At 42.8% G+C, this 24,656-nt stretch carries 19 protein-coding genes; 7 read left to right on the forward strand and 12 right to left on the reverse strand.

Annotated elements, in window-relative coordinates:
• Positions 1 to 116: 116 nt before the first annotated feature.
• The 5 genes from H6G26_RS15445 to H6G26_RS15465 form a co-directional block, all read right to left on the reverse strand.
• Positions 117 to 2,258 carry a peptidase domain-containing ABC transporter gene (locus H6G26_RS15445; RefSeq protein WP_190730092.1) on the reverse strand — a complete coding sequence of 714 codons (2,142 nt, stop codon included), beginning with the start codon at positions 2,256 to 2,258 and terminating at the stop codon, positions 117 to 119.
• A gap of 531 nt (positions 2,259 to 2,789) precedes the next feature.
• The gene (locus H6G26_RS15450; protein WP_190730093.1) at positions 2,790 to 6,056 is read right to left on the reverse strand and encodes a type 2 lanthipeptide synthetase LanM family protein; all 3,267 of its coding nucleotides are present in this window, start codon (positions 6,054 to 6,056) and stop codon (positions 2,790 to 2,792) included.
• 182 nt (positions 6,057 to 6,238) lie between these two features.
• Positions 6,239 to 6,493 carry a mersacidin/lichenicidin family type 2 lantibiotic gene (locus tag H6G26_RS15455; RefSeq protein WP_190730094.1) on the reverse strand — a complete coding sequence of 85 codons (255 nt, stop codon included), beginning with the start codon at positions 6,491 to 6,493 and terminating at the stop codon, positions 6,239 to 6,241.
• Positions 6,494 to 7,694: 1,201 nt separating this feature from the next.
• A complete protein-coding gene (locus H6G26_RS15460) occupies positions 7,695 to 8,825 on the reverse strand; it encodes an aldo/keto reductase (RefSeq protein ID WP_190730095.1) in 1,131 nt (376 codons plus the stop codon).
• 95 nt (positions 8,826 to 8,920) lie between these two features.
• The gene (locus H6G26_RS15465) at positions 8,921 to 9,418 is read right to left on the reverse strand and encodes a bifunctional nuclease family protein (protein ID WP_190730096.1); all 498 of its coding nucleotides are present in this window, start codon (positions 9,416 to 9,418) and stop codon (positions 8,921 to 8,923) included.
• Positions 9,419 to 9,758: 340 nt separating this feature from the next.
• Between H6G26_RS15465 and H6G26_RS15470 the strand changes: the two genes are divergently transcribed.
• Complete coding sequence (locus H6G26_RS15470) at positions 9,759 to 10,439, forward strand: riboflavin synthase (protein WP_190730097.1); 681 nt, start codon at positions 9,759 to 9,761, stop codon at positions 10,437 to 10,439.
• 67 nt (positions 10,440 to 10,506) lie between these two features.
• On the opposite strand, the gene H6G26_RS15475 is transcribed toward H6G26_RS15470, so the two are convergent.
• Together H6G26_RS15475 and H6G26_RS15480 are read right to left on the reverse strand one after the other, a co-directional pair.
• Positions 10,507 to 12,063 carry a M23 family metallopeptidase gene (locus H6G26_RS15475; RefSeq protein WP_190730098.1) on the reverse strand — a complete coding sequence of 519 codons (1,557 nt, stop codon included), beginning with the start codon at positions 12,061 to 12,063 and terminating at the stop codon, positions 10,507 to 10,509.
• A gap of 90 nt (positions 12,064 to 12,153) precedes the next feature.
• Positions 12,154 to 12,972: a biotin--[acetyl-CoA-carboxylase] ligase gene (locus H6G26_RS15480; RefSeq protein WP_190730099.1), complete on the reverse strand. Its 819-nt coding sequence runs from the start codon at positions 12,970 to 12,972 to the stop codon at positions 12,154 to 12,156.
• Positions 12,973 to 13,049: 77 nt separating this feature from the next.
• Between H6G26_RS15480 and pgeF the strand changes: the two genes are divergently transcribed.
• Positions 13,050 to 13,826, forward strand: coding sequence for a peptidoglycan editing factor PgeF (gene pgeF / locus H6G26_RS15485; protein ID WP_190730100.1), 777 nt, complete (start codon positions 13,050 to 13,052; stop codon positions 13,824 to 13,826).
• Positions 13,827 to 13,894: 68 nt separating this feature from the next.
• Here the strand turns inward: pgeF and H6G26_RS15490 are convergent, their stop codons facing one another.
• From H6G26_RS15490 to csaB, 5 genes are all read right to left on the reverse strand, one after another.
• Positions 13,895 to 14,983 carry a hypothetical protein gene (locus H6G26_RS15490; RefSeq protein WP_190730101.1) on the reverse strand — a complete coding sequence of 363 codons (1,089 nt, stop codon included), beginning with the start codon at positions 14,981 to 14,983 and terminating at the stop codon, positions 13,895 to 13,897.
• A 7-nt stretch (positions 14,984 to 14,990) separates the two neighbouring features.
• A complete protein-coding gene (locus tag H6G26_RS15495; RefSeq protein ID WP_190730102.1) occupies positions 14,991 to 16,445 on the reverse strand; it encodes an MBOAT family protein in 1,455 nt (484 codons plus the stop codon).
• A gap of 85 nt (positions 16,446 to 16,530) precedes the next feature.
• Complete coding sequence (locus tag H6G26_RS15500) at positions 16,531 to 16,716, reverse strand: hypothetical protein (RefSeq protein WP_190730103.1); 186 nt, start codon at positions 16,714 to 16,716, stop codon at positions 16,531 to 16,533.
• 275 nt (positions 16,717 to 16,991) lie between these two features.
• Positions 16,992 to 18,467 (reverse strand): glycosyltransferase family 87 protein, encoded by a 1,476-nt coding sequence (locus H6G26_RS15505; RefSeq protein WP_190730104.1) that lies wholly within the window; start codon positions 18,465 to 18,467, stop codon positions 16,992 to 16,994.
• Positions 18,468 to 18,871: 404 nt separating this feature from the next.
• Entirely contained in the window at positions 18,872 to 19,915 is a 1,044-nt protein-coding gene (csaB, locus tag H6G26_RS15510) for a polysaccharide pyruvyl transferase CsaB (protein ID WP_190730149.1), read from the reverse strand.
• Between the two features lie 184 nt (positions 19,916 to 20,099).
• On the opposite strand from csaB, the gene H6G26_RS15515 reads away from it, so the two are divergent.
• The 5 genes from H6G26_RS15515 to H6G26_RS15535 all read left to right on the forward strand — a co-directional run bounded on the left by H6G26_RS15515 (position 20,100) and on the right by H6G26_RS15535 (position 24,641).
• On the forward strand, positions 20,100 to 20,435 hold the full coding sequence (locus H6G26_RS15515) for a DUF2499 domain-containing protein (protein ID WP_190730105.1): 336 nt from the start codon (positions 20,100 to 20,102) through the stop codon (positions 20,433 to 20,435).
• On the forward strand, positions 20,432 to 20,725 hold the full coding sequence (locus H6G26_RS15520; RefSeq protein WP_109012120.1) for a DUF3593 domain-containing protein: 294 nt from the start codon (positions 20,432 to 20,434) through the stop codon (positions 20,723 to 20,725). Before H6G26_RS15515 ends, H6G26_RS15520 begins: the two co-directional genes overlap by 4 nt.
• A gap of 182 nt (positions 20,726 to 20,907) precedes the next feature.
• Complete coding sequence (gene hisA, locus H6G26_RS15525) at positions 20,908 to 21,681, forward strand: 1-(5-phosphoribosyl)-5-[(5-phosphoribosylamino)methylideneamino]imidazole-4-carboxamide isomerase (protein ID WP_190730106.1); 774 nt, start codon at positions 20,908 to 20,910, stop codon at positions 21,679 to 21,681.
• A 380-nt stretch (positions 21,682 to 22,061) separates the two neighbouring features.
• Positions 22,062 to 23,303: a pitrilysin family protein gene (locus H6G26_RS15530; RefSeq protein WP_190730150.1), complete on the forward strand. Its 1,242-nt coding sequence runs from the start codon at positions 22,062 to 22,064 to the stop codon at positions 23,301 to 23,303.
• A gap of 66 nt (positions 23,304 to 23,369) precedes the next feature.
• Positions 23,370 to 24,641 (forward strand): pitrilysin family protein, encoded by a 1,272-nt coding sequence (locus H6G26_RS15535; RefSeq protein ID WP_190730151.1) that lies wholly within the window; start codon positions 23,370 to 23,372, stop codon positions 24,639 to 24,641.
• Positions 24,642 to 24,656: the final 15 nt, after the last annotated feature.

Consider the following 24,656-nt stretch of genomic DNA (forward strand, 5'->3'; position numbering starts at 1 on the left):
TCTTTTTTTTTAATCTTCATCTTTCTGTTCCGCGAGATACCCTAGGTTCAGCGGATATTCCTAACTTTATATTAACGTGAGTCTCCAGACTCACGTTGGTATTACTGAGTCACGCTTTATGGCGTCAAAAAATCTAAATGGTCTCCGGATTTGGAGAGTAAATCTTTTAGGGTGCCTTGGAGAAGCAACTTGCCTTGATCCAGTAGCACAATCCAGCTAGCACGGTTAATTACTCTAGGACGGTGGCTAATCAAAATAGTGGTTTTGCCCTGCCGATGATACAAGAGCCTATCTAAGACTTGTGCTTCGCTCACTGGATCGAGTCCAGCAGTCGATTCATCCAAAATTAAGACTGGGGGATCTGTTACTATTGCTCTGGCGATCGCTAGTCTTTGACGTTGCCCTCCAGAAATATTTGCTCCAAATTCACCTAATACAGTTTGATATTTGTCTGGTAGTTTACTGATAAATTCATCAGCTTCAGCAATTTGGCAAGCTTGGACAATTTGCTCAAACGTCGCATGGGGACAACCCAAGCGGAAGTTTTCAATGATCGAGCGACTCCAGAAATGGGCCTCTTGGGGAACAAGGATAACTTGCTGCCGGAGGCTATCTAAGGATATATCTTGCAGATTATATATGCCAAAGCGAATATTACCAGACTGAGGTTGATATAAACCAGCAATCATTTTAGCGAGGGTACTTTTACCACAACCTGATTTACCAATCAGGGCGATCGCTTCACCACCAGGAAGTCTGAGGGACAATTCCTCTAGTAACTCAGGTCTGCCAGCGTAGTGAAAGTTGAGATTTGTGCAAATGATGTCTGCATCGCCTGGAATTTGAGTAAAAGGCTTTTTAATATCGCCTTGATTTTCAGGAGTGGAATCAATAACTTCTGCCAGACGCTCAGTAGCTGTTTTAACCTGAGTATATTCATCTACAAATCCGATAAGCGTACCAATCAAAGATAGAAAATTATTATTCATAGCATTAAAGGCAAGCAGTTGACCGATGCTTAATTCCCTGCTGATTACGAGACTACTACCGAACCAAAGCAAGGCAACGCTGCCGATTCTAAAGACTAACCTTGAGAAACTGTTGTTAACAATATCAATTTGAATTGTGCGGAATGTTTGGTTTGCCAAGCGGCCAAAGCGGCTTTGGAATTCTTCCCAGAATTGGGGTGCTGCTGCTGTAGTTTTGAGTGTTAATGCACCCTTAAAAGTTTCTACCATAACGCCTTGGTTTTGTGCGTCCAAAACCAATATACTACGAACTTTTTGCTGGAGAGTAGGGAAGAAAATAAATGTAGATAGCGTCATTAAAACAGCAATAATGATGGCAATGAGGGTAAGCTTTCTGCTGTAGAATAGCATGAAGCCTAAAGAAATTACTGCTATAAACAACTCACTTGGTAAACTGACAACAACTTGTGAAACTAGCTGGTTAACTTGTTGAATATCTCGAAGCCTGCTGACAATTTCACCACTGCGACGGGATTCATAGTAAATCAGCGGCAATCGCAGAATTTGTCGTCCAAATTCCAGCACTAACCCTAACTCTAAGCGTTGAGCAAAATGAGCTATCAGGTTATATTGAACTAATTCCAGGCTACTGCTAACAACGTACATTACCACAACAGCGATCGCTACAGCATTAAGCAGTCTTATATCGCCCCGGATTAACACGTCATCTGTCAGAATTTGGATCAAAAATGGAGAAGCTAAAGAAAGCAGACCGACTATTTGGGCTGAAAGCAAAGCTTGTAAGATGATGCCACGATAGGGCCACACGCGCTTAATAAATCGCTCAAAACCGCTAATCTTCTCATCGTCTTGAGTATAAAAGCGAACTGAGTCTGGCTCAATTAAAAGCATCACCCAATTTATCCAACCCTCCATTAACTCCTTTTTAGAGAGATAACGGATGTTTGCAGCTGGGTCGGCGATCACATATTTCCTACCCTGCTTACCGTACAAAACAACCCAATGAATGCCTCTCCAATGCATAATTGCTGGCAGTGGCAATTCACCCTTGTCTACCATCTCCAGTGGTGCTTTGACTCCCCGAGCATTAAAACCCAGAGCCTCTGCTCCCCGCTTTAGACCCAGCAATGTAGTCCCTAATTGCCCAGTGCCTACAGCTTCGCGAGTGTGGTTGAGGGTAAAACTACGCCCGTAATGTTTGGCAATAGTAGCAAGACAAGCAGCTCCACAGTCTTCTTCACTGTGCTGGCGAACATTTTTGTATTTCATCAAAGTCTTAAAACCTTTTTAAGCCCTCGATTGATGCACGAAAACTAACTAAAGATAGATTAAATAATCAACAAATTATGCTTTGTAATAGCCCTTGAGTTAGTTAAAGCCAAGAACCAAGAAAACCCATTTATATAATAATATCAAAAATAAGTTTGATAAGCGATCGCATCATTAAATAGATTAGAAAATAATGACCAATAAACCGGGAAATATTAATATTAATCTCCCGGTTTATCTAATGTCTCAAAGTTGACTCTAGATATCAAAATGCCAACAGATAAATGCTATGTTTGAAAAAACATTATGACAAACTGCTTCAAATCAACTAGAGATACATAAAATTTTATCTTCTACTACCGTTGCCCTGTTGTTTTACGCTCTCAAATATTTCTTGTTAAGTTTTATAGAGCCATCTCTATCAGAAATTGGTTTCAACTTTAATTATCTAAACTGCAAAAACATTTCAGCTAAGACTTCAATTCATATACTTTTGAGAGTGCAGCCATGATAAGTTACACTCTCATACTGTTATGTTGTTCCTGCTCTTATACTGTTCACCTTGGGCGGTTCCAGCACCAGTACTGAAGGTACACGCGTCGGCTCTGCCAATCGCAGCAGTCCATAGCCGATACCTGCCAACCCTGTCATCAACCCAGGAGATTCCACACCTAATGGATTTCCACATAACCAGCCATGCTTGCTGATGCTATCGAGGATCGCACCTGCAAGGCGGTTGGTTTGAGAACGCAACTGCGGATCGCCAAGGATTTCACTAGCTTGTAACAACAACTCCAGATTGCCTAGATCGCCATGACACAAGGAATGGTTACTACCAAATCCCTCAGCCAGGGTAGTCTTGAGTGCTGTATCAATCTCGGCTCTGGTCTCGCTGTCATCAAGATGGCGCAGACAGCGCAAACGAGCTAGTCCAATTCCTGGCGCACCATTACACCATGCTGTCATACAGTGCTGGTGACTAGTGTTGGTCGCTACGTCTGATGTGTGTAACTCCCGTAGGTCTAGCCAATTCGCCTCCTGGGGACAAAAGAGACTACGCTCATAGGCGATCGCATCGAGAGCTGCTGTCCGAAAACGCTCTATATTGGTTAGTGCAGCCAGTTCCAAAAGTGCCCACGCTATCCCGGCTGCCCCATGAGAGAAGCCGGTCAATGGCTCTTTTGCCATCCCCGCCGGCACAACCCAACCAATGCCCTGCTTCATTGGTTGAGCATGGGCAATGAGATAATCGCCACATTTGATCGCAGCAGCAAGTATACGCTCAGACGAGGTGCAACGATACAGGACGATTAAACTACTAAGACACCCAGCTGCACCAGTGGTTATGTCAAGTCGTTCATCTTTCTCAATTAGAGGCAATAGAAGCTCAACAGCCTCTTCAGCTTCAGCCAGCAAAGCTGGATTATCCCAAAGCACACCTAAATGGGCCAATGTGTAAAGCATTCCGCCCCAACCATCAAAGCCACCAATCCAGGTAATGGATGATTTACGGCGCTCCCATTGGTGCCGCATCGTTCTCAGAGTAGTCTGTGCTAGTGTGCTATAGCGTGACTCTTGGGTAATAGCACCCAAATACCCTAAGAATAGCGCCACCCCAGGTAGACCATCATAAAGGTCTAATCCCAAGGGCAACAGAGACCAGTAGCGTTCTTTTTCGAGTGTCAAACCGAGCCAGTTGACATTATTCTCGCTATGAAGCGCTAACGCTTCCAGCCGTTCTCCGATGATTTGGGCAGCTGAGTGCAGTTGCTCATAATCTGCAATGGTTTCTAGTTCAGTGAGATGATAATGCCGTTGCTTTTGATCTACACCTACAAATAGCGTTGTCAGAGAAGCAGAGATAAACCAAAGTTGGCGTTCCAAATCCTGGTGACTGAGCTGCTTAATATGATTCTTAACAAATTCCAGCCCTGGGTGAGCAAAAAGATCCTTAATCTGCTTGTTAGAACTGCTCCAGATATCGCTGAAGCTAGGACGGGTGACGAACATTGGGATATCGCCCTGTTGCAGGTCTTCGAGTTCAGCCGGAATTATCTTAACCAGATCGGGGCTGCTTTTGATTCCGTCCCAAAGGCGATCAAAAAAGCGATCGCGCTCAAGTGCATTACGTAGCATATCAGGATGAAAACTCTCTTCCAGTAGCCGAGCATAAGTCCGCGTTCCCCGAAGGATGATCCGAACTTCATCCTCAGCAAAGCAGTCCAAAGGCCCTTGCTCTAACAACAATTCATCCCGGTGTTTCAAGAGCAACTGGTAAATAGCGGTGAATCCGGCAATGAGCGCTTCAGTGTAGTCGAGTAAATTTACTTCTGTGCCGTTAAGATTTGGTCGGTTCTGCCTCCCTGGCATTGCTACCCGCTCGCGCATTAGTCGCATCTCATCCGTACCCATTCCTTCCCAATAAGGGCGGCGATCTGGGGTTAGTTGACCTTCTTTTCCACCCAATCCGCTAATATCAGTACCTTCATATTCAGCATTCGACCAAACACGCTCGGGCAGTAATCCCACTCGTAAAACTGAGTACGCCATCGAATCGAATGCAAATTCATCTGCTTCTGCGATGTCAATTCCTTTAGCGTTCGGGTGGAAGAGTGATTCCAAGTCAATCAAGACGGGATGTTCGCCTGCCGCAATCAAGTTTTCATAGTGAAAATCTGTTGCTTGTATTGCATATAATAATGCTAGATAGCCGCCCTGCCGCTCGTAGAAGCGCTGAATCTCTTCTAAAGAAGTGCAGCCTTGGGCGTCAATAAATTCTACCCAACCATAGGTGCCGCGATCTAAGATTTTCAGTGTCCTAAATGGAGGATGATCGCCTTTCTCGTTAATCCAAGTTAATAGTTCCTGAAAATGCACATCGACAGCTAGAGACTTTGGCTTATAAACTATTTGAAAGCCAGAACTAAAGTTTGCAACTAGCACTGCTCGTCCGCCCCGGTGCTGATCGCCTTCACCACCGTCTATTTCTACCAGCAAACCTGCATCATTCTCCGACCTAAAAGTAGCGCGGATAGCCTGCCAATCTGCACACAGGTGATGTAAAAACTCCAGACTAAAATTAACCCAGTGATCAATGCGAATCTTTAATTGGCGAGCTAAGACTGGGTACTCTTGGAGGAGGGCAATTGCTACATCTCGCTCTTGCAAACGCTGTAAGAAACTTTCAAATCTTTCTTCAGCCGTATCGCCATTGAGAAGTCCTTGCAGACGAGCCACGTTGAGTTCTAGCACCATTGTGCGCTCTAACATTGAGAGCAACGACCCTGGTAGATTTTCAAAAAGTACTTCTTCAATGGTGCTGGGATCGTAGGGCAGATCCGAGTACATTGATTCAAGTGCCTGTATCCCCTCATGCACCCGAGCGCAACCTTGGCTAATGAGTGGTTCAATCACGCTTAAAAAGCCACTCATCTCGTAATCTTCCAGTACTTTAAGTAAAGGAAGCTGATTTGAGCTAGCGGGACGAGAAAAAGCCTGGGCAAGCTCAACTAACCATGTTGGCGGTTCAGATAAGCGATCGCGTACAGCCTCAATTGGTTCGCCAAGGAGGTAGCGAAATTCATCCTCAGTCATGCCATCTATTGCCAGACGCTGCTCAAAGTAAGAGCTTGTCGTGAATGAAGCTTGCGATCGCCAGCGCTGCATACGTCGTTCAGCAAGATCCACATTCACTTCCACAGTCGGTATCTCAACTGGGACTGATTGCAACGATGCAAGGCGTTCTGTCAATTTGAGCGCCTGGTACCAGGCAGACACTTGAAATTCGGGTGAATTCATAATATTAATGTCCTCATACACGGCACGTCAGCGTGGAGGTTATTCACAGCGCACTATCAGCGGCAGTGGAAGGGGGTCACAGCGACCCCCTTCTAGCGCACTAATCAACCGCGGTGATTGATGCACTCAAGCACTAGACAACCAGCTATTGTTACTTAGTGGCTGCTCTAATAATGGTGCTATTAGTGTTTTTTCTTGTCGTGTTTCTTGTGATCAGCATTACACATGGAGGTTTTATAGCCGGTCTTACCCCATCCTTTTCCGGGTTCGCACGAGGAGTTACTACTACCTCCGCCTCCTGCAAGCGATCCCATATCTAGATCCGACAGTTCAACCAGTCCAACTGGGGAGTCAGGTAATAGCGCACGCTGGGAATCGCTCAGGCTAAGCCGATAATCTTCATCTTTCCATGCACGAATGATATCTAAAGAAGACATGATATACTCCTTAATTAAGTAATGATGTTGTTGCGTTGTTTCCTGAACTACGAAGTAAGTTTTTGGGTATAGGCGCAGCAGCACCTGGAGGAGCACTCAAACACTACATCACAGTGTTTAAAAGTGCTTCTTCCTTCCTCAACAAAAGCTCTCTTCTCAACCAAGTTCCTTCTTACTTGGTCTGAAGTTGAGAGAATTCATTAAGGTTTTATAGAACCTGAGAGAGCTTTTACATCTCTTTAGTTCTTACTTCAAATTTCTTGAATACAACTGGAGCAAGTTTTCGCTTAATACAAATTTGCTTGCCAAAACCCTCGTTTATTGAGATTTACAGGCGTTATTAAGCAACCAACCTTGACCTCCCTTTAGATTAGCAATTACTTATACTCTCGTAAAAGTTATTTAGTTAAGAAATATGTTTTCAAGAAGTTACTAGTTAGGACTTTTTAGTATAAAATTTATCGTTTGGTCTTCAGAAAAGATACTTGTGTATTTAAGAATATTATGAGTATTTTAATAAAAAACGCCAATATTCAGGACTTAAGCACTGTACAAAAGAGCTATATTGTGTATTAACGTAAACACGTTGTTCCAGGCTTTTGGAGGTTGCTTTTGATTGCTGGTGATCGCCAAAATATGATTGAAAAACCTAGATAGAAGCCTTGAAAACTGTACCCGTCATTTTTGCTTTTATGTCAATGCGTAAGTAATATATTCAGTATGTAGAACATTATACAGAAATTTAGAATATTGTACAAAGAGCGTATTTCACTAAATGCAATAGAAACTTTGATGTTATTTATACTTGTTATTTTTAATATGTATAAATATATTTAATAAAACGATTTTTGCAAATAGTGAAATTCGTCAAGCTTTACAGGCTTTGAAAAAACACTAATTCTTTGGGTATATAAGCTATTCTGATGAAAAACCCTTTAATTAGATACATCTGCCTACAGACACACTTTTGGCAGAAATACTCAAAGAGCAAGTAAAGCGTTGAAATAATCGGACTTCCAAAGAATAAATTGCCCCAAATAATTATTGGCTGAGTATCTAAGAGCAATAATGATAATCATTATTTTATAGTATATTTTATTTTTTGGAAGTCCCTTACTCCCCTTTCCTTGCAGGGAAGCGGCTGTTCTTGTTAGGTCTGTATTCCATGCAATTAAGAACCGCTATAGAAATCAAAAAAGTGTCAACCCCACAATCTCCTACCTACTTTCCCACTTAATTTTTGGTGAGCATCTTCTAATAAAGCTGGAATATTTAATTTTTCTGGACACCGAGGCAAACAGTCACCGCATTCTGTACAGCGATTGGCTTTCATTCCAGGGAACCAGTGACCGGCATTTTCAAACATTCCATAACGATATTGCCCATAATCTTTCATGTCGTATGCTACTACAAGATTACGTAACCGCAAAACCTCTGGAATATTGATATTTTCTGGACAGGGCAAACAAGCATAACACTGGCTACACTTATCAGCTTCCAAAGCAACTTTTTGCTGATTTTCTAACCTTTGGAAAGCAGAAATTTCTGCTGATGTTAACTCTCCATCATCGTCAGCGACTTGCAAAGGTTGCCTCAATTCATCTGGGTTTGCTGGCCCTATACTCAAAGTAGTAATACGGTTATCAGACAGTAAAAATCTATAGCTTAATTCTAAGGGTAAATACGGGTAACACAGGTCTTCTAGGGTTTGGGGTGGTGTGTACAAACGCCCTCCTTTATCAGCAGGGGAAATAATGAAAATGCCCATGTCTTTTTCGGCAGCTAGTTGAATCGCTGGTGCGTGCCGTTGGAAAAAATAGTAATAATGCAGATAGACAAATTCAAAAAAATCTGTATTGATTGCTGCCTGAATTAGCTCTAATGACCCGTGGGTGGAAAAACCAACGTGTCGCACTCGACCATCAGCAACAGCTTCCTCTACGGCTTGCATACAGCCATTTTTGGCTTGCACCCACTCCAAATGTTGCCAAGTGTTCAAACCATGAACGCCTAAGCAATCTAAATAATCTAGCTGTAATCGTTCTAGAGATTCGTCGATGTACCGACGCATGGTGTCAGCATCTGCTGTGGCCGAGATTTTGGTAGTGATGTGAAGCCTCGTTCGGGGTAATGACAACCCAGCTTTTAGTGCCCTACCAAGATACTCCTCACTTTTGCCGTAACCTCTGGCAGTTTCTAGATGATTAATTCCTAACGCTAAGGCTTGTTCAATGGTTTGGTGAGCATTTTCAAAAGAAGCCAAGTAGCGCATTGTTCCCAAGGAAAAAACTGAGAGGCGCAGATTCGTTTTTCCAAAGCGTCGGTATTGCATCTTTTACAAAGAGTTAGGAGCTGATTCAATTTTAGATTTTAGATTTTAGATTTTTCCTTCAATCTAAAATCCAAAATTCAAAATCTAAAATTGCCCTAGCTGTCGTCATTACCAAAGCGCTTGATCAAATCTTCAGGACGGAGATTAGAAATAAATTCACGGAAGGCTTGCTGTTCGGCTTCATCTGCATCACGATCAACAGGGATAGAAGCATCAGCAATCACTTCTTCCATTACCCAAATAGGAGTATTTGTACGGAGGGCAATAGCGATCGCATCGCTAGGACGCGCATCAATTTCTTTTTTGACCTCGCCTTGCTGGACGATTAAGGCTGCATAAAATGTATCCTTTTGCAGGGAATGAATAATCACCTTTTCTAGAGTCATGTTCCAAGTCTCTAGAATATTCACAATCAGGTCGTGGGTTAAGGGCCTGGGAGGCTTCTGATTCTCCAGCGCACCCATAATTGCCCTAGCCTGTTCCTGACCGATGTAAATTGGCAAAGCCCGCCGATCTGAAGAATCTTTCAAAAGGACGATCGGGCTGCGAGTTATGGCATCTAATGCTATGCCAGCGACTTTCATTTCAATCATTGCCTAAGCCTCTACAATGCTTTGAGAGCCTTGAATGCTGTGTAACAAATAGCACTCCTTTTTAGGCGGTTTGTTGACAGTAATAAACATAAGCATTCGTTCTCTATAATTGCTTCTATTAAACTCCGAACTTGTGGTGAAAACCAGAGTAAGTCAAATTGGTCTTCTTAGACAATAACCTTCTTACCCAAGTATGCCTTGTGAAGGATGCTAATGTGTTAATATCCCTATACGAAAAAAAGTCAGAAAATATACTTGAATGTTGGAGATTTATGTGATAAATACCAATTGATTTCAAGCAAAAATAGGCAATAAATAGAGATAGTTTGACAAAAAAGCCGTGTTTACAGGATTAATCCAGGCATTAGGAACGATGGAACCCTTGGGGGGCGATTCTTGGCAAATTACTTGTGTCAGCCAACCGGGTGAAGTAATTATGCAAGATTTGGCTTATGGTGACAGTGTTGCAGTAGATGGCGTTTGCCTGACAGTAGAAAAAGTTTTAAAAGACGGATTTATCGCCACGGCTTCACCGGAAACCCTACGCCGCACAACTCTGGGAGGTGAGCAAACGCAACAGAGATATGTCAATTTAGAAGCGTCGCTAAGGGTGGGCAGTAAAGTTGGCGGTCATTTTGTGATGGGTCATGTAGACGGCATTGGTCGATTGCTAGTGGCAGAACAAACGGCTAGTTCTTGGGAAATGACCTTTATTGCATCCGAGGCGATCGCACGGTACATTGTCCCTAAAGGTAGCATAGCTGTCAATGGCATCAGTCTCACAGTAGCCGCATATGAACCAGAACTGTCTCAATTCAAGGTGGCAGTAATTCCCCTCACTTATGCCGAGACAAATCTTCGCTATTTGGTTTCTGGGAGTTTGGTAAATCTAGAAGGGGATATTCTCGGCAAATACGTTGAAAAATTCCTTGACCCTGGAAAGCCACACACCAGAGCCACTGATGAAACTAGTATGGATGGCATTACACCCGCATTCTTAGCAGAACACGGGTATTTGTAATTGGGCATGGGGCATTGGGCATTGGGCATTGGTTTCTCCCTTATCTCCCAGTCCCCAGTCCCCAGTCTTAGCTCCCTGGTTTTTGGCTTACCTGAGTGGTTTGTAAGCCTAGCACTAACTGACTGAGGCCGCTTTGTAACTGCACGCCTGGGTCAGTAGCAACCCACCCATTCGGTGTCAGATGACGGACTTCAAAGTGCAGGTGAGGACCTGTGGAGTTGCCGGTGCTGCCAACTCGCCCAATGACAGTTCCAGGTTCTACCCACTGACCGGGTTGAACAAAGATTTCTGACATATGACCGTAGAGAGTTTGTTGAGCCGATTTATGATTCAGGGTAACGGTTAAACCATAACCGCCTAACCAGTTAGCTGTTTCCACTTGACCAGCAGCAGCTGCCAAAACTGGCGTACCTGTAGGCGCACCTAAGTCTGTACCAGCATGGAAACGTTGATTACCTGTAATTGGATGAACTCGCCAACCAAATACAGAAGTAATAGAAGCCGGAATAGATAGTGGATACATCATTCCCGTACCACTATAGGCGACTCTCCCCACGTAGGGGATTTGCGGCAATACTGATGCTAGGGAGAAGTCGTAAGCTACGTTGCTGGGGCGGGGTGCAATGTTGCCATCTGCCATTGGTGGCGGTAAAGTCCCACCACTGGGTGCGATGGGAGTTGCACTCACTCTTGTGGGGCTAAATTCGCCGGGACTGGGGATAAACCGATTAGGGCGAAATGCACTCTTGGTGACACCGCTAGAACCACTTTGAGCAGCACGCCACCTGCTAGTGTTGCCAGTAGTTGCAACTTGCCGCACGGGTGGAACTACTGGTAATTGTGCGTTTTGACTTCTTTTAAGCCAATTAGGTGCTGCTTTACGATTAGAATCAGCTACACTCCTTTGGGGTGCTTTGGCGCAAACGCCGCCTAATACGCTTTGTCCTGACGGCAAAATGGCTCGACAACCACTGGAGCGTTCTGTGAGAATTACGGAATTTGGTGCTTGATAAGTAGCTGTGGCACCACTGTCATAACTATTAGGATCAATATAGGCGTTACTATAATCCTTGGTTTTCCCGGCCGTTGCGCTGACAGCGCTGTTCGAGTTATTTGATGGTTGAGCAACTTCTGGGAGTTTTTCAGGTGCATAGCGGACAGGGGTATTGGGTTTTTCCTGTCTTACCCTTGCAGGAGTAACCTGGGAAGCTTCTACTTTGGGTTTTGACTGTCTGATAATAACAACAGGTTCAGCAGCTTCGATTTTGGGTGTAGCCTGTCTAACTGGCTGTTTTGATTGAGCAACCTCTGGCTTGCGTAATTTTTGTCTGAGTGTGGTTCGTCGTTGGGAAAATTCCGGTTGCGTTGGCGCTGCTTGAGGCGCAATAGTCTGTTTTTTAATTGGGTTTGTAACTGCTGTTGGCTGGAAATTTTCAACAGTAGGAACAATATTATCTATTTGTGTTTCAGTTTGGGCAAACACAAAGCCGCCGCTAAGGAGGCTGACGCTACCCAGCCAACAGAGGCTCTGGGCTGGTAGTGTTGAGGCAAAACGTTTTTTTGTTAGACCTTGCTGCCATAAGTAATGCAAACGATGATGGGCAGAATTATTGCGCTGCGTCATTTGTTCTCTCAGTTGTGTGTAATTAGCCTAAAGAGATGATGCTAGTGGTTTGTTTTGCCCAAAGAGCGAAATTTTGAACAAACCTCAAATTTAAACGGAAGATTTATGGTACCCCAAACTGATTGTACCGGGTTCAATATAAATTTCCGGTGTAATTAGTTGTTTTGTATCCTCTGTTTCCAAATCAACTCGTAAATTTCCTTGAGGAGTCACCCCAACTACTGTACCTGAAATATTATTGATGTACACCCGATCACCCATATTTATAAGCAAATCTAAATAGCGAGACAAGAGTACCTTTACTCCTTCTTGGTAAAGGCACTCCATACCGGATTCTATTCCCAGCAAGACTTTAGAGGTGAGCATTTCCAGACAAGAAATTGGTCGGAAATCTTGAGAAGCTTGCCACGATTCCAGATTGATTCCAGTTTCGGGTACTGGGTTTGTCCAGTTAATACCAACACCAATTACTGCTTGAGTGATTTGTCCTTTGTTTACTTTGGTTTCTGTCAAAATGCCGCCTAGTTTGCGACCATTTAAAACTAAATCGTTGGGCCATTTTATCCCAACATCAACACCGGATTGGCGCAATTGAGACGCAATTCCCCAAGCAGTAGCGAAAGTTAGCTGGTAACTTTCAGTAGCCTCTATTTTGTGGTCGAAAGAAATCGCCACGGAAAGATATAATCCCCCAACTGGAGAAATCCACTCGCGTCCCCATTGTCCCCGCCCAGCAGATTGCACAGTTGCAATTACTACTGTTCCTGAAATAGCCCCTTGGTTGAGTAAGTTCCAGAGGGTTTGGTTAGTTGAGGAGACGCTTTCAAAAAAGTGGAGGGAAAATGGTAAATATGTATACTTTTGCCCTGCTTTCAAGGCTGCTTCCAATTTTTGCAGATTAAATCCCACAGCAGTTAACCCAAATTCCGTTGTTCAAGTTAGCATTGATTGGCTAATGAGTGATTTCTGTTTAGGTTTGGTTGAAGATGCACACTTGGCACTGGCACAATTGGGAAGGACTACCCTATCTAACTTGTAGTATTCTGGAACGTTGGCATCACGGCTTCTTTACCCAGCAGTTTTGGCCGCGATCGCCACAAGTTATCACAGAAGTATTGCAACCAGAGGCATCAGTCTATCGCTTAAAGCAGGTTCATGGCAATACTGTTCTCACCCCCCAAGAAGTTGAAAGCTTCTTAAGCTCTGCTGAGGAGGATTTAGCATCGGCGGATGGTTTAATGAGTGAGCAGCCTCTACAAGCCGTTTGGGTAGCTAGTGCAGATTGTACACCCGTGCTAATTGGGGATGTGAAAACTGGACGAGTGGCAGCATTACACGCTGGTTGGCGGGGGACTGCCAAAAAGATTGTTCCCTTAGCGATCGCTCGATTACAATCTCAAGGCAGCAAACTCGATGATTTACGCATTGCAATGGGCCCTGCGATCGCTGGTGAGGTTTACCAAGTCTCTGTAGAGGTCGCGGCTGAAATCGGGGCTAGCATTATACCAGATGATGACGAACAAAAAATTGTTCAAGCATTGCATGAATTACCAAATTCGCCCTTACTGGAAGATCCCAATCCTGGAAAGGTACGGCTGGATGTGCGGCGAGTGAATACCTTACAGCTGGAAAACATGGGGATTAGTGCAGAACAAATTGCGATCGCCCCTTATTGTACTTTCCAAACTCCAGAGCATTTCTTTTCTTACCGTCGCGAAAAAGAGAAAAAAGTTCAATGGTCAGGAATTGTCAGCTTGGCTTAGTTCAATAATCGATTAGCCTTAGCATACAAATCCTGCACAAATTTGATCATCTTGGGGTTATTTTTCTCCTACACAATTTGATCAGCACTAATGGCAGCAAAATGCGGTTCAATCGTCTCTGGAGTCAGCAGTACTCCAAAATCTGAAGGCACAGTTTCCAGATGGTACTGAAACATTCTGTTCAAAATCAAATCTGCGATTCGATACTGATAATGAGCGCCATCTACGTAATTTTTCATCTCGCCACTGATAGACTCTGTGTTGATTTGACTGTAGCCAGTGAAATCCCAAGTTGGGAAAATTTTGACAACTTGTCGCTGCCAATCTTTATAAGCTGACGACAATCCAGCTACGTGCAAAGCTTGCAACTGCACAGCGTGTGTCGGTGAAAAAAAGACTTTGACAGCGATCTTTCGCTGACGACAGATATCAATGATTGTCTTAAAGTCCTTGAGTCGCTCATTTGAAATCTGATAGTTTTTATATCGTTCTTCTTGTTTAAAATAGCTGGATATAACTACTTCAAAGTTCTTCAGAACTCTACTATTGCCCTGGTCTGAAGTTACGCCGCTTTGTTTTTCCAAGCCTGTCAAGGCAGAAACACCAGTCTTTGAGGCTCTATTCGTAGCTAGGGTGTCCCAACTAGATTTAAAAGCACTCAAGGAAAAAATGGCATTCAAGGCGTCTTGAGTAGTAATTCTGTTTTTTTGCAGTCTGTCCTCAATAAAATCGGGTGCTTTTTTAACACCAACGCCAAAAGAAAAAAAATCTAAGCTAATTATTAACTGTTTCAAGTCAGGCTGATTAATCAAGGCGTGTTGGAAATAAAGTAACTCTTCTTGCATACCTGCTCCTGGTAAGCCTAAGTTATAAGCAGGCTGGGTGTTTACAAAAACTGGATGAACTGGAGATAGCCTGAGTGCGGTAGATGAACCTAGCAGAATTGTTTTCGGTTTAATGCGAGTCACATCTACTGCTTTTGTTAGTCTGGTGTGATTAAGTCTTGTCGGTTTTATCTGATTAACACCCTGCATCATATAAGTGTTGAACACGCCATAGGGGTCTATGAGAATATTAAAGAGACCAACAGCGAGCAGATTGAAAGAAACTAGGGTCAGAAAAATCGAGTTGAATTGCTTATAAGCTTTGATAGCCATACCTAATCTAAAATTGGAAGTAAAGGAATTCTGAGACTTTATTGAGTGATAATAGGCAGTAAAATGCGATCGCACTCACACCTACCGCCCACCACCACTTAGGTTGAAACCACTGCATAACTTGCTGTGTATTTGGTAGCAAAATAACCCATAGCATTAGTCCCACAAGGATAATCAGCTTGTCTTTACTTGGCATATAAGGGTAACTCTGCTGAAACTTGACCCCGAAAGCCCTCAACCATTGCAGGCTAGTCTGGTATCCTTCTGTTAATGCCAGTCCCTTCATTCCCGCCATTGTCCCCAGCAATTCCCCAGCATCATGGATACTTTGAGAGCGAAATAACACCCAGCTAATCATCACAGCAATAAATGTAATTGCCCAAGCTAGGAATTTTGGCAATGACTTACCCAGTTTGCGCCACCCATGATTGATACAGAGATACAGTCCATGCAGTCCACCCCAGACTAAATATGTCCAGCCTGCGCCATGCCATAGTCCACCTAGTAGCATCGTGATCAAAAGATTGATGTAGCGCTGCACTGCCCCCCGACGATTACCGCCAAGAGGGATATAGAGATAATCACGCAGAAAATTAGAGAGTGTAATGTGCCAGCGACGCCAAAAATCAATAATAGAAGTGGCTTTGTAAGGGGAATTAAAGTTAATGGGTAGCTGAATGTTGAGCATCAACCCCAAGCCAATCGCCATATCCGAGTAACCAGAAAAATCGAAGTATAGTTGCAGGGTATAACTGACTGCCCCCACCCAAGCTTCTAAAAAACTGACTGCACTCGCATTGCTAAAAACAGGGTTAACCCAAGGCGCCACAGTGTCAGCAATAATTACCTTCTTAAATAGCCCTAGAGTAAACCACGTCACACTTACAGCCATAGCCTTGTGGGAGAAGACCAGGTTTCGCAAGCGATAAAATTGGGGAATTGTATCCCTATGGTGCAAAATCGGCCCAGCAATTAAGTGCGGGAAAAAAGTAACAAATAAGCTGTAAGTTAAAAAATTATAATTTTTAGTCTCACCACGGTAAGCATCTACTAAGTAAGCTGTTTGAGTGAACGTGTAAAACGAAATACCCAGCGGCAGAATGATTTGGGGGATACTCCAGTTCGTGTTGAGTACCTGTTCAACAGAATTTATGAAAAAGTTAGCGTACTTGTAATACGCCAGTAGCCCCAGGTTAAAGCAAATACCTGCCCAAAGTAAATTTTTAGCTTGCTTACTACCAAGGTCAGATTTGCTGATATGTTTACCAACTTGATAGTTGATCCCAATTGAAATCAACAGCAGAGGTAGATAAGCAATACTCCAGTAACTATAGAAGCCTAAAGAAGCAATCACCAACCAGGCTAAAGCGACTTGAGTTAAACGCAATCTAGTCAAGCTGAAAAAGCCGATGAGGGTAATTGGTAAAAAACAAAAAATAAAGGCGTAGGAGTTAAATAGCATTTCAGTGTTACTGCTGAGAAAAAACCAGTGCTAGCTAATTTGATTTATACTAATCCTGATGAGATTGGCAACATGATTTGATTCCTTAGATGCCAGCTAAACCCACCATTTTTCTGGTAAAGTTAATCACCTGTTTCTGACAAGTTCCAAAGCTAGATTTCATAACAAAGATAGTGGTCAAAAATTGTGACACACCTTTCAAAAGTTGCGGATCTTCCAGACATAAAATCTTGCTGACATCGGGAAAAAGATAAAAAAGTTCGATGGTCAAGTCGCTTGTCTACGAGACGCTGCGCGAACGCTCCAATTAAAAATTAAAAATGTAAAATTAAAAATTGTAAGACGCTCGTGGACTCGCTCTAAGCGAAGCCATGCCGAAGGCTTTACGCTTCGCTATCAGTGGGGGCTTGTACCCAAAATTAATTAAATATTAGTGAAGAAGAATAATTTTTAATTTTTAACTTTTAATTAAAAAAAGGTCAGGGATTGTCAGTGGTAAAAGGTAAAAGTGGTTTTAGACTTTAGGATCAATTGACTCCTGATGTTCTAAGTTTCTACCCCATTCAAAAGTCCAAATTTCATCATTTGTTTTTGACGCAGTGAACTAATTGCTAAAACTAAAATACTTAGGGTGATTACTAAAACTCCATAACTCGGTAGGGCGAAGATAGTTACTTTCATAATGTATGGCAATTCACCTGCTTTCACGTTCCAACGGTTTGCTAAAGAGTGGATAAGCCAGCCGTGAATAACTGCTGTTTGCACTGCAAGAGCGCAAACCCCTGCTAACCAAACAAAGATTCTTTTTCTAGAGAATTTACAATGCCTAATCTGATCCAATAAATCATTTAGCAAAAAAACAACAGCAGGTATTAACATCACAGAACTAGTTTCTTGAGAATAGATGATCGCAATACTCAAACAAGAAACGAGTGCCATTTCTGGTAAATATATTTTTTTGGACCAGCCTGTAAAAGATTGTTGTAGATACCAATACCAACCTACCAAACCAACAATTATCAGAACAAGTAAGTTTGACAATAGCTTGGCAAAGAATGGGTTATTGGGAAATAATCTTGGCCCCACAACCATCAAATCAATGCGACTGATTGAAATATAGGGGCTAACTGATGGATCATTTAGCCAGAGTGAAAATCCACGAGCGACATCCGACACGAATTGCGTCAAAGAATTGCCCGTCAAGGCTAGGCCTATAAATACTAGAGAAGTTACTGTGACAACAGATACAAAAACTAGAGAGAACCGTCTTTTAAGTAGAAAATACAAAACGAATAATGCAGCTAACGTTGGTTTACAAACGGCAAGTCCCAAGCAAATTCCTGCTGGAATATCTTGATTTTTTCTAGCCAAGATAAACATCCATAAGATAAGAACTGCAATAAAAATGGCAACATTACCAACTTGAAGATCGCGAACTACGCCATAAATTAAGGCAACCGAAATTGTGCAAATAATTCTGAAGGCTCGTGACTTAGACTCTAGTAATATATTCGCTCCCCATAAGGCCAAAGCGATTGCTAATACATGCATTAAAACCCAGATTTTAAATGCAGTATTCATCGAAAAATAACCCAAAAACCAGATCAGAGGAATAATATTAGGTGGATAGACAAACGGTGGAAGAGAGCCACACACCGTAGTTATGTTACAGAAATTCTGATTAAAAATCTCGACATTAAAAGGACTCAAATGCTGATGAGCCAATTTACTCGCCACATAATACCACTGGAAATCCCATAAAGGTGGATTTGGCTGGTTTAGGAAATATATTAGCCAACCTGTATAACAGAGGAATCTTGTAACTACTAATACAACACCTGCTTGAACAAGAAAGTTAACAATTGGTTGGCGAAAAAATCGTATCAACCTTTGGATTACAGGAGATTTCAAGAATGAAGAATTTTTCCAGGCTGCCTTTTCATCATCTAATCGCCAATTATTTTTGAGGGCAAAAGCAACTACAATTACTATAATTAAATTCCAAAAGCCAAAGCTTATCATCGGAATAATCTCAATAATTATTTCTGTATTTTGCAGATAATATCACTGAAGTAAATCTTGATAATAGATACTTAAGTATTTTCATCACTACTTTACAAAAATTTGATAATTACTCCCGATTATTTTCATAATAACTTTATAAAATTTTGATAATTACTCCCTTCCCGCCATAAGATTGGCAAAAAGATGCGTCTTTCTATGCCAGTTGCTTGCCTGTAGGGGTAACTGGAAACTACCCTTTAACCTTTTAACTCTGCGTTCTCTGTGCCTCTGTGGTTAAATAAAATACTTTTTAGCTGCTCCAGACGTGAAAGATGCAGAGAGAAAAAAAAAGATTTTACCAGTCAACTTCAAAGGGCTAGTCTTCAAAGTTTTGCATTCTCTTCGCTCTACATTTTTTGGTCTTACTTATTACATAAAGCGTCGTTCAACAACTCGCGGTGCATTAATGCTCTATCTACTAAAGATTGTATTTGCTCTGGTGATAACGGATCGCCATTAGCGTAATGCTCCATCCAAGTCAGACTAATCAAATTAGGGTCATCTGGTAAACTAGCTAAATCCCATCCAGGCATTTCCAAGTCTTCCATGAGACGATTTACCTTGGGGTCATAACTGAGAGCAAAGCAACGACAACCAACAGATGCTGCCATAATCAAGCTGTGTAGACGCATCCCTATTGCCATTTCAACGCCGCGAAACACACCTTTCAAAAGTTGCGGATCTTCCAGACATAAAATCTTGCTGACATCTTTAAGGTGTGGTTGAATAGCTTCGGCAATACTTAAATCTTCACTTTTTTGAAACGGCAATAGTAAAATAAAAGCTTGCGTAGCTTTTTGAAAGTCAACCAAAGCACGAGTCAAGTTTGCTAGGCGTGTTTCTGTAAGCTGAGGATGCGATCGCAACGTTACCGCAACTCTTGGCGCAGGGAAATCCCAAAGTCCTGGTACTGGTTTCGATTCCAACGCCCAAACCGGGTCAGGAGCTATAATACAAGGAATTTGCCAATCAGATAATAAAGCCGCACTGGCGCGATCGCGGACACTAACTTTGCTACAATTACCAAAGGTTTCCCGTGCCAACCAACGAGTTTGCGGACGCACTAACGGGCCAATACCCTGCGCCCAAGCAACAGTTTTCAAACCCATTTTCTGCGCCAATGCCATCAGTCCGCCATAATAAAATGGGCTGATAGTGCTGGTAACATCCTGAATGAGACTCCCGCCACCCCAAATCAAGGCATCACTTGAGCGTAAAGCTTGCAGTACAGGTAAAACAGCCATGCGATCGCAAGTTTCTACATTGTAGCGATCGCGCGTTTCCTTTGGATTACCAGAAAGCACCACAGGCGTTACGTGAGATGGTAACATTTGCAAAAGCGTTGCTAACAAAGCTTCGTCACCACCATTACCTTTACCGTAATATCCAGACAATAACGCCCGCATCTTTGCCATTTTAGATTTTGGATGAAAGGATTTAAATTTTAGATTATCAACTTTTCTCTCAAAAATTGCTTAGATGTCCGTCACTCTACCAACTAAAGATAAATTTTCTTGTGGGAAGATGATCTTATAGAAAGACAGAGAACTAAATTACTTTTGACTTTTAACTTTTGACTTTTGACTTGTTATGCACGCCTTATCGATTCCCACCTGGATTATTCATATTTCTAGCGTTATTGAGTGGATTGTCGCCATTTGGTTAATCTGGACTTATGGCGAACTTACTAATAACCGCAGTTGGTGGGGATTATCCCTTGCCATGTTACCAGCTTTAGTCAGCGCCATGTGTGCTTGTACCTGGCATTATTTCGACAACGCCGAATCTCTGGAATGGCTGGTAACGCTTCAAGCTACCATGACCTTAGTTGGTAATTTTACGCTTTGGGCAGCAGCGTATTTGATTTGGCGTTCTACCAAGTCTGTTAACACTGTTGAACCAAAACCTATCAAATCAGAACAATGATTTCTAAAGAAACCCTGTTTGCACTTTCACTGTTTCCCTATTTGGGTTTCTTGTGGTTTATCAGCCGCAGTCCGCAAATGCCGCGTTTAGCGCTGTATGGATTTTATGGCACTCTCGTCTTTGTTGCCATCACCATCCCAGCCGGAATTTATGCTGTATTGCATTATGGCAAGTCTTTGGCAGATGTGGATTGGTTGCACGGTGGTGCAGAAGTATTTTTGACGCTTTCTAATATTTTGCTTGTACTGGGTTTTGGACAGGCTGTAAGGCAATTAAAAATGAAAAATTAAAAACATTGAGATCATCCCACCCCTAAAAGGGTATGGGATTTCACGTTGCCTGTTAACAGGCAACGTCAACGGCATCGGGGCATCTCTCACCCCATCTTTAAAAAGAGTGGGTTTTCCCGACGCCTTTTTATAAACCCAGCATAGCCAGTGTTTGATTGCATTGAGTTTTGAGGAAAAGGTAAATGGACGTAATTCCAGCGATTGATTTACTAGAAGGTCACTGTGTGCGACTGTATCAAGGAGACTACGATCGCTCGCAAGTTTTTAGCGATAATCCTGCTGATGTTGCCAAACAGTGGGTAGATCAGGGTGCTACCAGATTGCATATAGTTGATTTAGATGGTGCTAAAGCGGGTAAAGTAGTAAACCTGGGGGCAATCGAAGCGATCGCTCATGCTGTGTCAGTGCCCATTGAAATTGGTGGAGGATTACGCGATCGCACCAGCGTGCAACAAGTATTCAATCTAGGGATACAGTGGGCAATTCTCGGAACCATCGCTGTAGAACAACCCCAGCTAGTGCAAGAACTCTGCCAAGAATTTCCCGAACAGATTATTATCGGTATTGATGCCCGTAACGGCCGCGTAGCAACTCGCGGGTGGTTAGAAACCTCAGAAGTTTTAGCAACCCAACTGGCTGTACAAATGCAAGAATTGGGTGCAGCAGCGATAATTTACACAGATATCCACCGGGACGGTACACTTATAGGCCCCAATTTAGAAGCTTTGCGAGAACTTGCAGCAGTAATTTCCATCCCGATAATTGCTTCTGGTGGCGTAAGTTCTGTTACCGATTTGTTGAGTTTGTTAGCGTTAGAACCTCAAGGCGTGACTGGTGTGATTGTCGGACGTGCTTTATATACTGGAGATATTTTACTCAAAGAAGCGTTGCGAGCGATCGGGCCTGGGCGGATACAGGATATTCCACCCAATCTAGGTTTTTCAACCTTTGCTTGACATTTTCAACCTTTGCCAAAAGGTTTTGCCTATGTTTAATGTACAGATGTGTCTGTATACACAGATACATCTGTACTATGGCTATTTCAAACCAAAAGTCGCTTTCTAAAAGCTTACTACTGGTATCAAATGGACGAATTGATTCAATTACCAAGTCTGTTATTCTTTTATCAAATAAAATTTACGTGCTGACTGAAAGGATTTTCCTCTCAATGCATAACGCTTCCAATTTCTCGTTAGTGGAAACAACACTAGTAGAACAATTCTACAAAATCTGTATAACTTGATTCTAAATTAAGTATCGTTCAGAGTTAAGATAACAAAATTATCTAAAATTGTGCTTCAAACTACAAAAATTGTTAAAACAACTAACTAATACCATATTTCCAGCCTCGGTCTTCCGACTAGACAGTGGTTTAACTTTTATTCATCAAGAAATTCCCACTACTCCTGTAGTTGTGGCGGATGTTTGGGTGCGTGCTGGAGCAAGCCTAGAGCCAGAACCGTGGTTCGGCATGGCACACTTTTTAGAACACATGATTTTTAAAGGTACGGCGACGCTACCCCCTGGAATGTTCGATTCCAAAGTTGAAAACCGGGGTGGCGTGAGTAATGCGGCGACAAGCTATGATTATGCTCATTATTCACTCACCACAGCTGCCCCTTATTTAAAAGATACTCTGCCCTACTTGGGAGAACTACTGCTCAATGCGGCAATTCCAGAAGATGAATTTAGCCGCGAACGGGACGTGGTGCTAGAGGAAATTCGCTCTTGTCAGGATGATTCTGACTGGATAGGATTTCAAGCTCTGATTCAAAGCGTTTATCCGCATCACCCTTACGGACGTTCGGTGCTGGGTACTGAGCAGGAACTGATGCAGCAATCACCAGAAGCAATGCGCTGTTTTCACCACGCCCACTATCAGCCGGAAAACATGACGGTGGTAATTGCCGGGGGTATAGCCCAGGAATCAGCTTTGGAAATGGTAAATCATTCATTTGCTGATTTTGCCGAACGCTCTAATTGTCCGCAGTTTGAGAAAGTGACAAAGCCAACGATAACAGGAATTCACCGTCAAGAACTGTGTTTACCACGCATAGAGCAAGCGCGATTGTTGATGGCGTGGCTGGTACCCGGAGTAGAAGAAATCCGCGCTGGCTTTGGTTTAGATTTGTTGTCGGTGTTATTGGCAGAAGGTCGAACTTCGCGTTTAGTGCGCGATTTGCGAGAAGATTTGCAATTGGTACAAGGAATTTGCAGTAATTTTTCTCTACAACGGGAATCAAGTTTATTTACAATTACTGCCTGGTTAGAACCAGAAAATCTGGAGGAAGTTGAGTCCTTGATTTGCGCTCATTTAGATGATTTGCAGACTAGAGGAATTAGCGAACAGGAACTTGCTCGTACACGCAGGCTGTTATGTAACGAGTATGCGTTTTCTACCGAAACGCCCAATCAGCTTACAGGACTTTATGGCTATTACAATACCATCGCCCAAGTTGAATTAGCTGTGACATATCCGCAGCAGATTCAGTCTTTTGATGCCCAAGAACTACAAAAATTAGCTAAACAGTATCTTTCGCCGCAGAATTATGCGGTTACTGTACTTAAACCATGTTAGTCATTGGGGATTGGGCATGGGGCATTAGTTTTTGACAAATGACAAATGACAAAGGACAAAGGACAAATGACAACCTTGCTGCAAAAATCACCTATCCATCGCACCGTATTGAACAATGGCATTGTGGTGCTGGTGGCAGAAAATCCTGCTGCGGACATTATTGCGGCACGAATCTTTCTGCGTGCCGGTAGTTGTAACGAAAATCGGGAGCAAGCAGGGTTGGCACATTTGCTATCAGCAGTGATGACAAAGGGATGCGATGGACTTTCTAGTTTGGAAATTGCTGAAAAAGTCGAGTCTGTAGGGGCGAGTTTGAGTGCAGATGCTGGCAGTGATTATTTTTTGCTATCTTTCAAAACGGTAACATCTGATTTTGGAGAAATTTTAACATTGGCAGGGCAGATTTTGCGATCGCCTACTTTTCCCGAAACTCAAGTGGAACTAGAACGGCGTTTAGCACTCCAAGATATTCGTTCCCAAAAAGAGCAACCGTTCAATGTTGCCTTTGAACAAATGCGGCAGGTAATGTACCAAAATCATCCCTACTCCATGTCAGTGCTGGGAGATGAAACTACTATGAGCCGCTTAACTCGTGCAGATTTAGTGGAGTATCACCAAACTTATTTCCGTCCAGATAATGTAGTAATTAGTATTGCTGGTAGAGTCACACCCACAGATGCAGCAGCGTTGGTGGAAGAAGTTTTTGCTGATTGGCAAGCGCCAGCCCAAGCACTACCAATACTGAATTTACCTGAGATTAGAGTGGAACCGCAGGTAAGGATTAAGCCAATACAGACACAACAATCAATCGTGATGCTTGGTTATTTGGGAACCTCGGTGAGTTCTGTTGACTATGCCGCCCTAAAGTTGCTGTGTACCTACTTGGGAAATGGGCTTTCTAGCCGCTTGTTTGTCGAATTGCGGGAAAAGCGCGGTTTAGCTTATGAAGTATCCGCCTTTTACTCTACGAGACTATTTCCAGCCTCATTTGTGGTTTACATGGGTACAGCACCGGAAAATACCACCATTGCCTTAGAGGGACTACGTACAGAAGTAGATTTATTGTCTACCGTCGAAGTATCCCAAAGCGCACTCCAAGCAGCTAAAAATAAAATATTGGGGCAGTACGCCTTGGGTAAACAAACGAATGGGCAAATTGCTCAGATATACGGCTGGTATGAAATTTTGGGTTTAGGAATTGATTTTGACACCAAGTTTCAAGAATTGATTGCGGCTGTGAGTGCTAAGGATGCGATCGCATCAGCTTGTAAGTATTTAAAAGAGCCTTACTTGTCTTTGGTTGGTCAAGAAGAAGCGATTAATCGAGCGATCGCGTAACTGAAAATGTGGAAT

Source organism: Nostoc sp. FACHB-888, from assembly GCF_014696655.1.
Taxonomy (GTDB): Bacteria; Cyanobacteriota; Cyanobacteriia; order Cyanobacteriales; family Nostocaceae; genus Nostoc.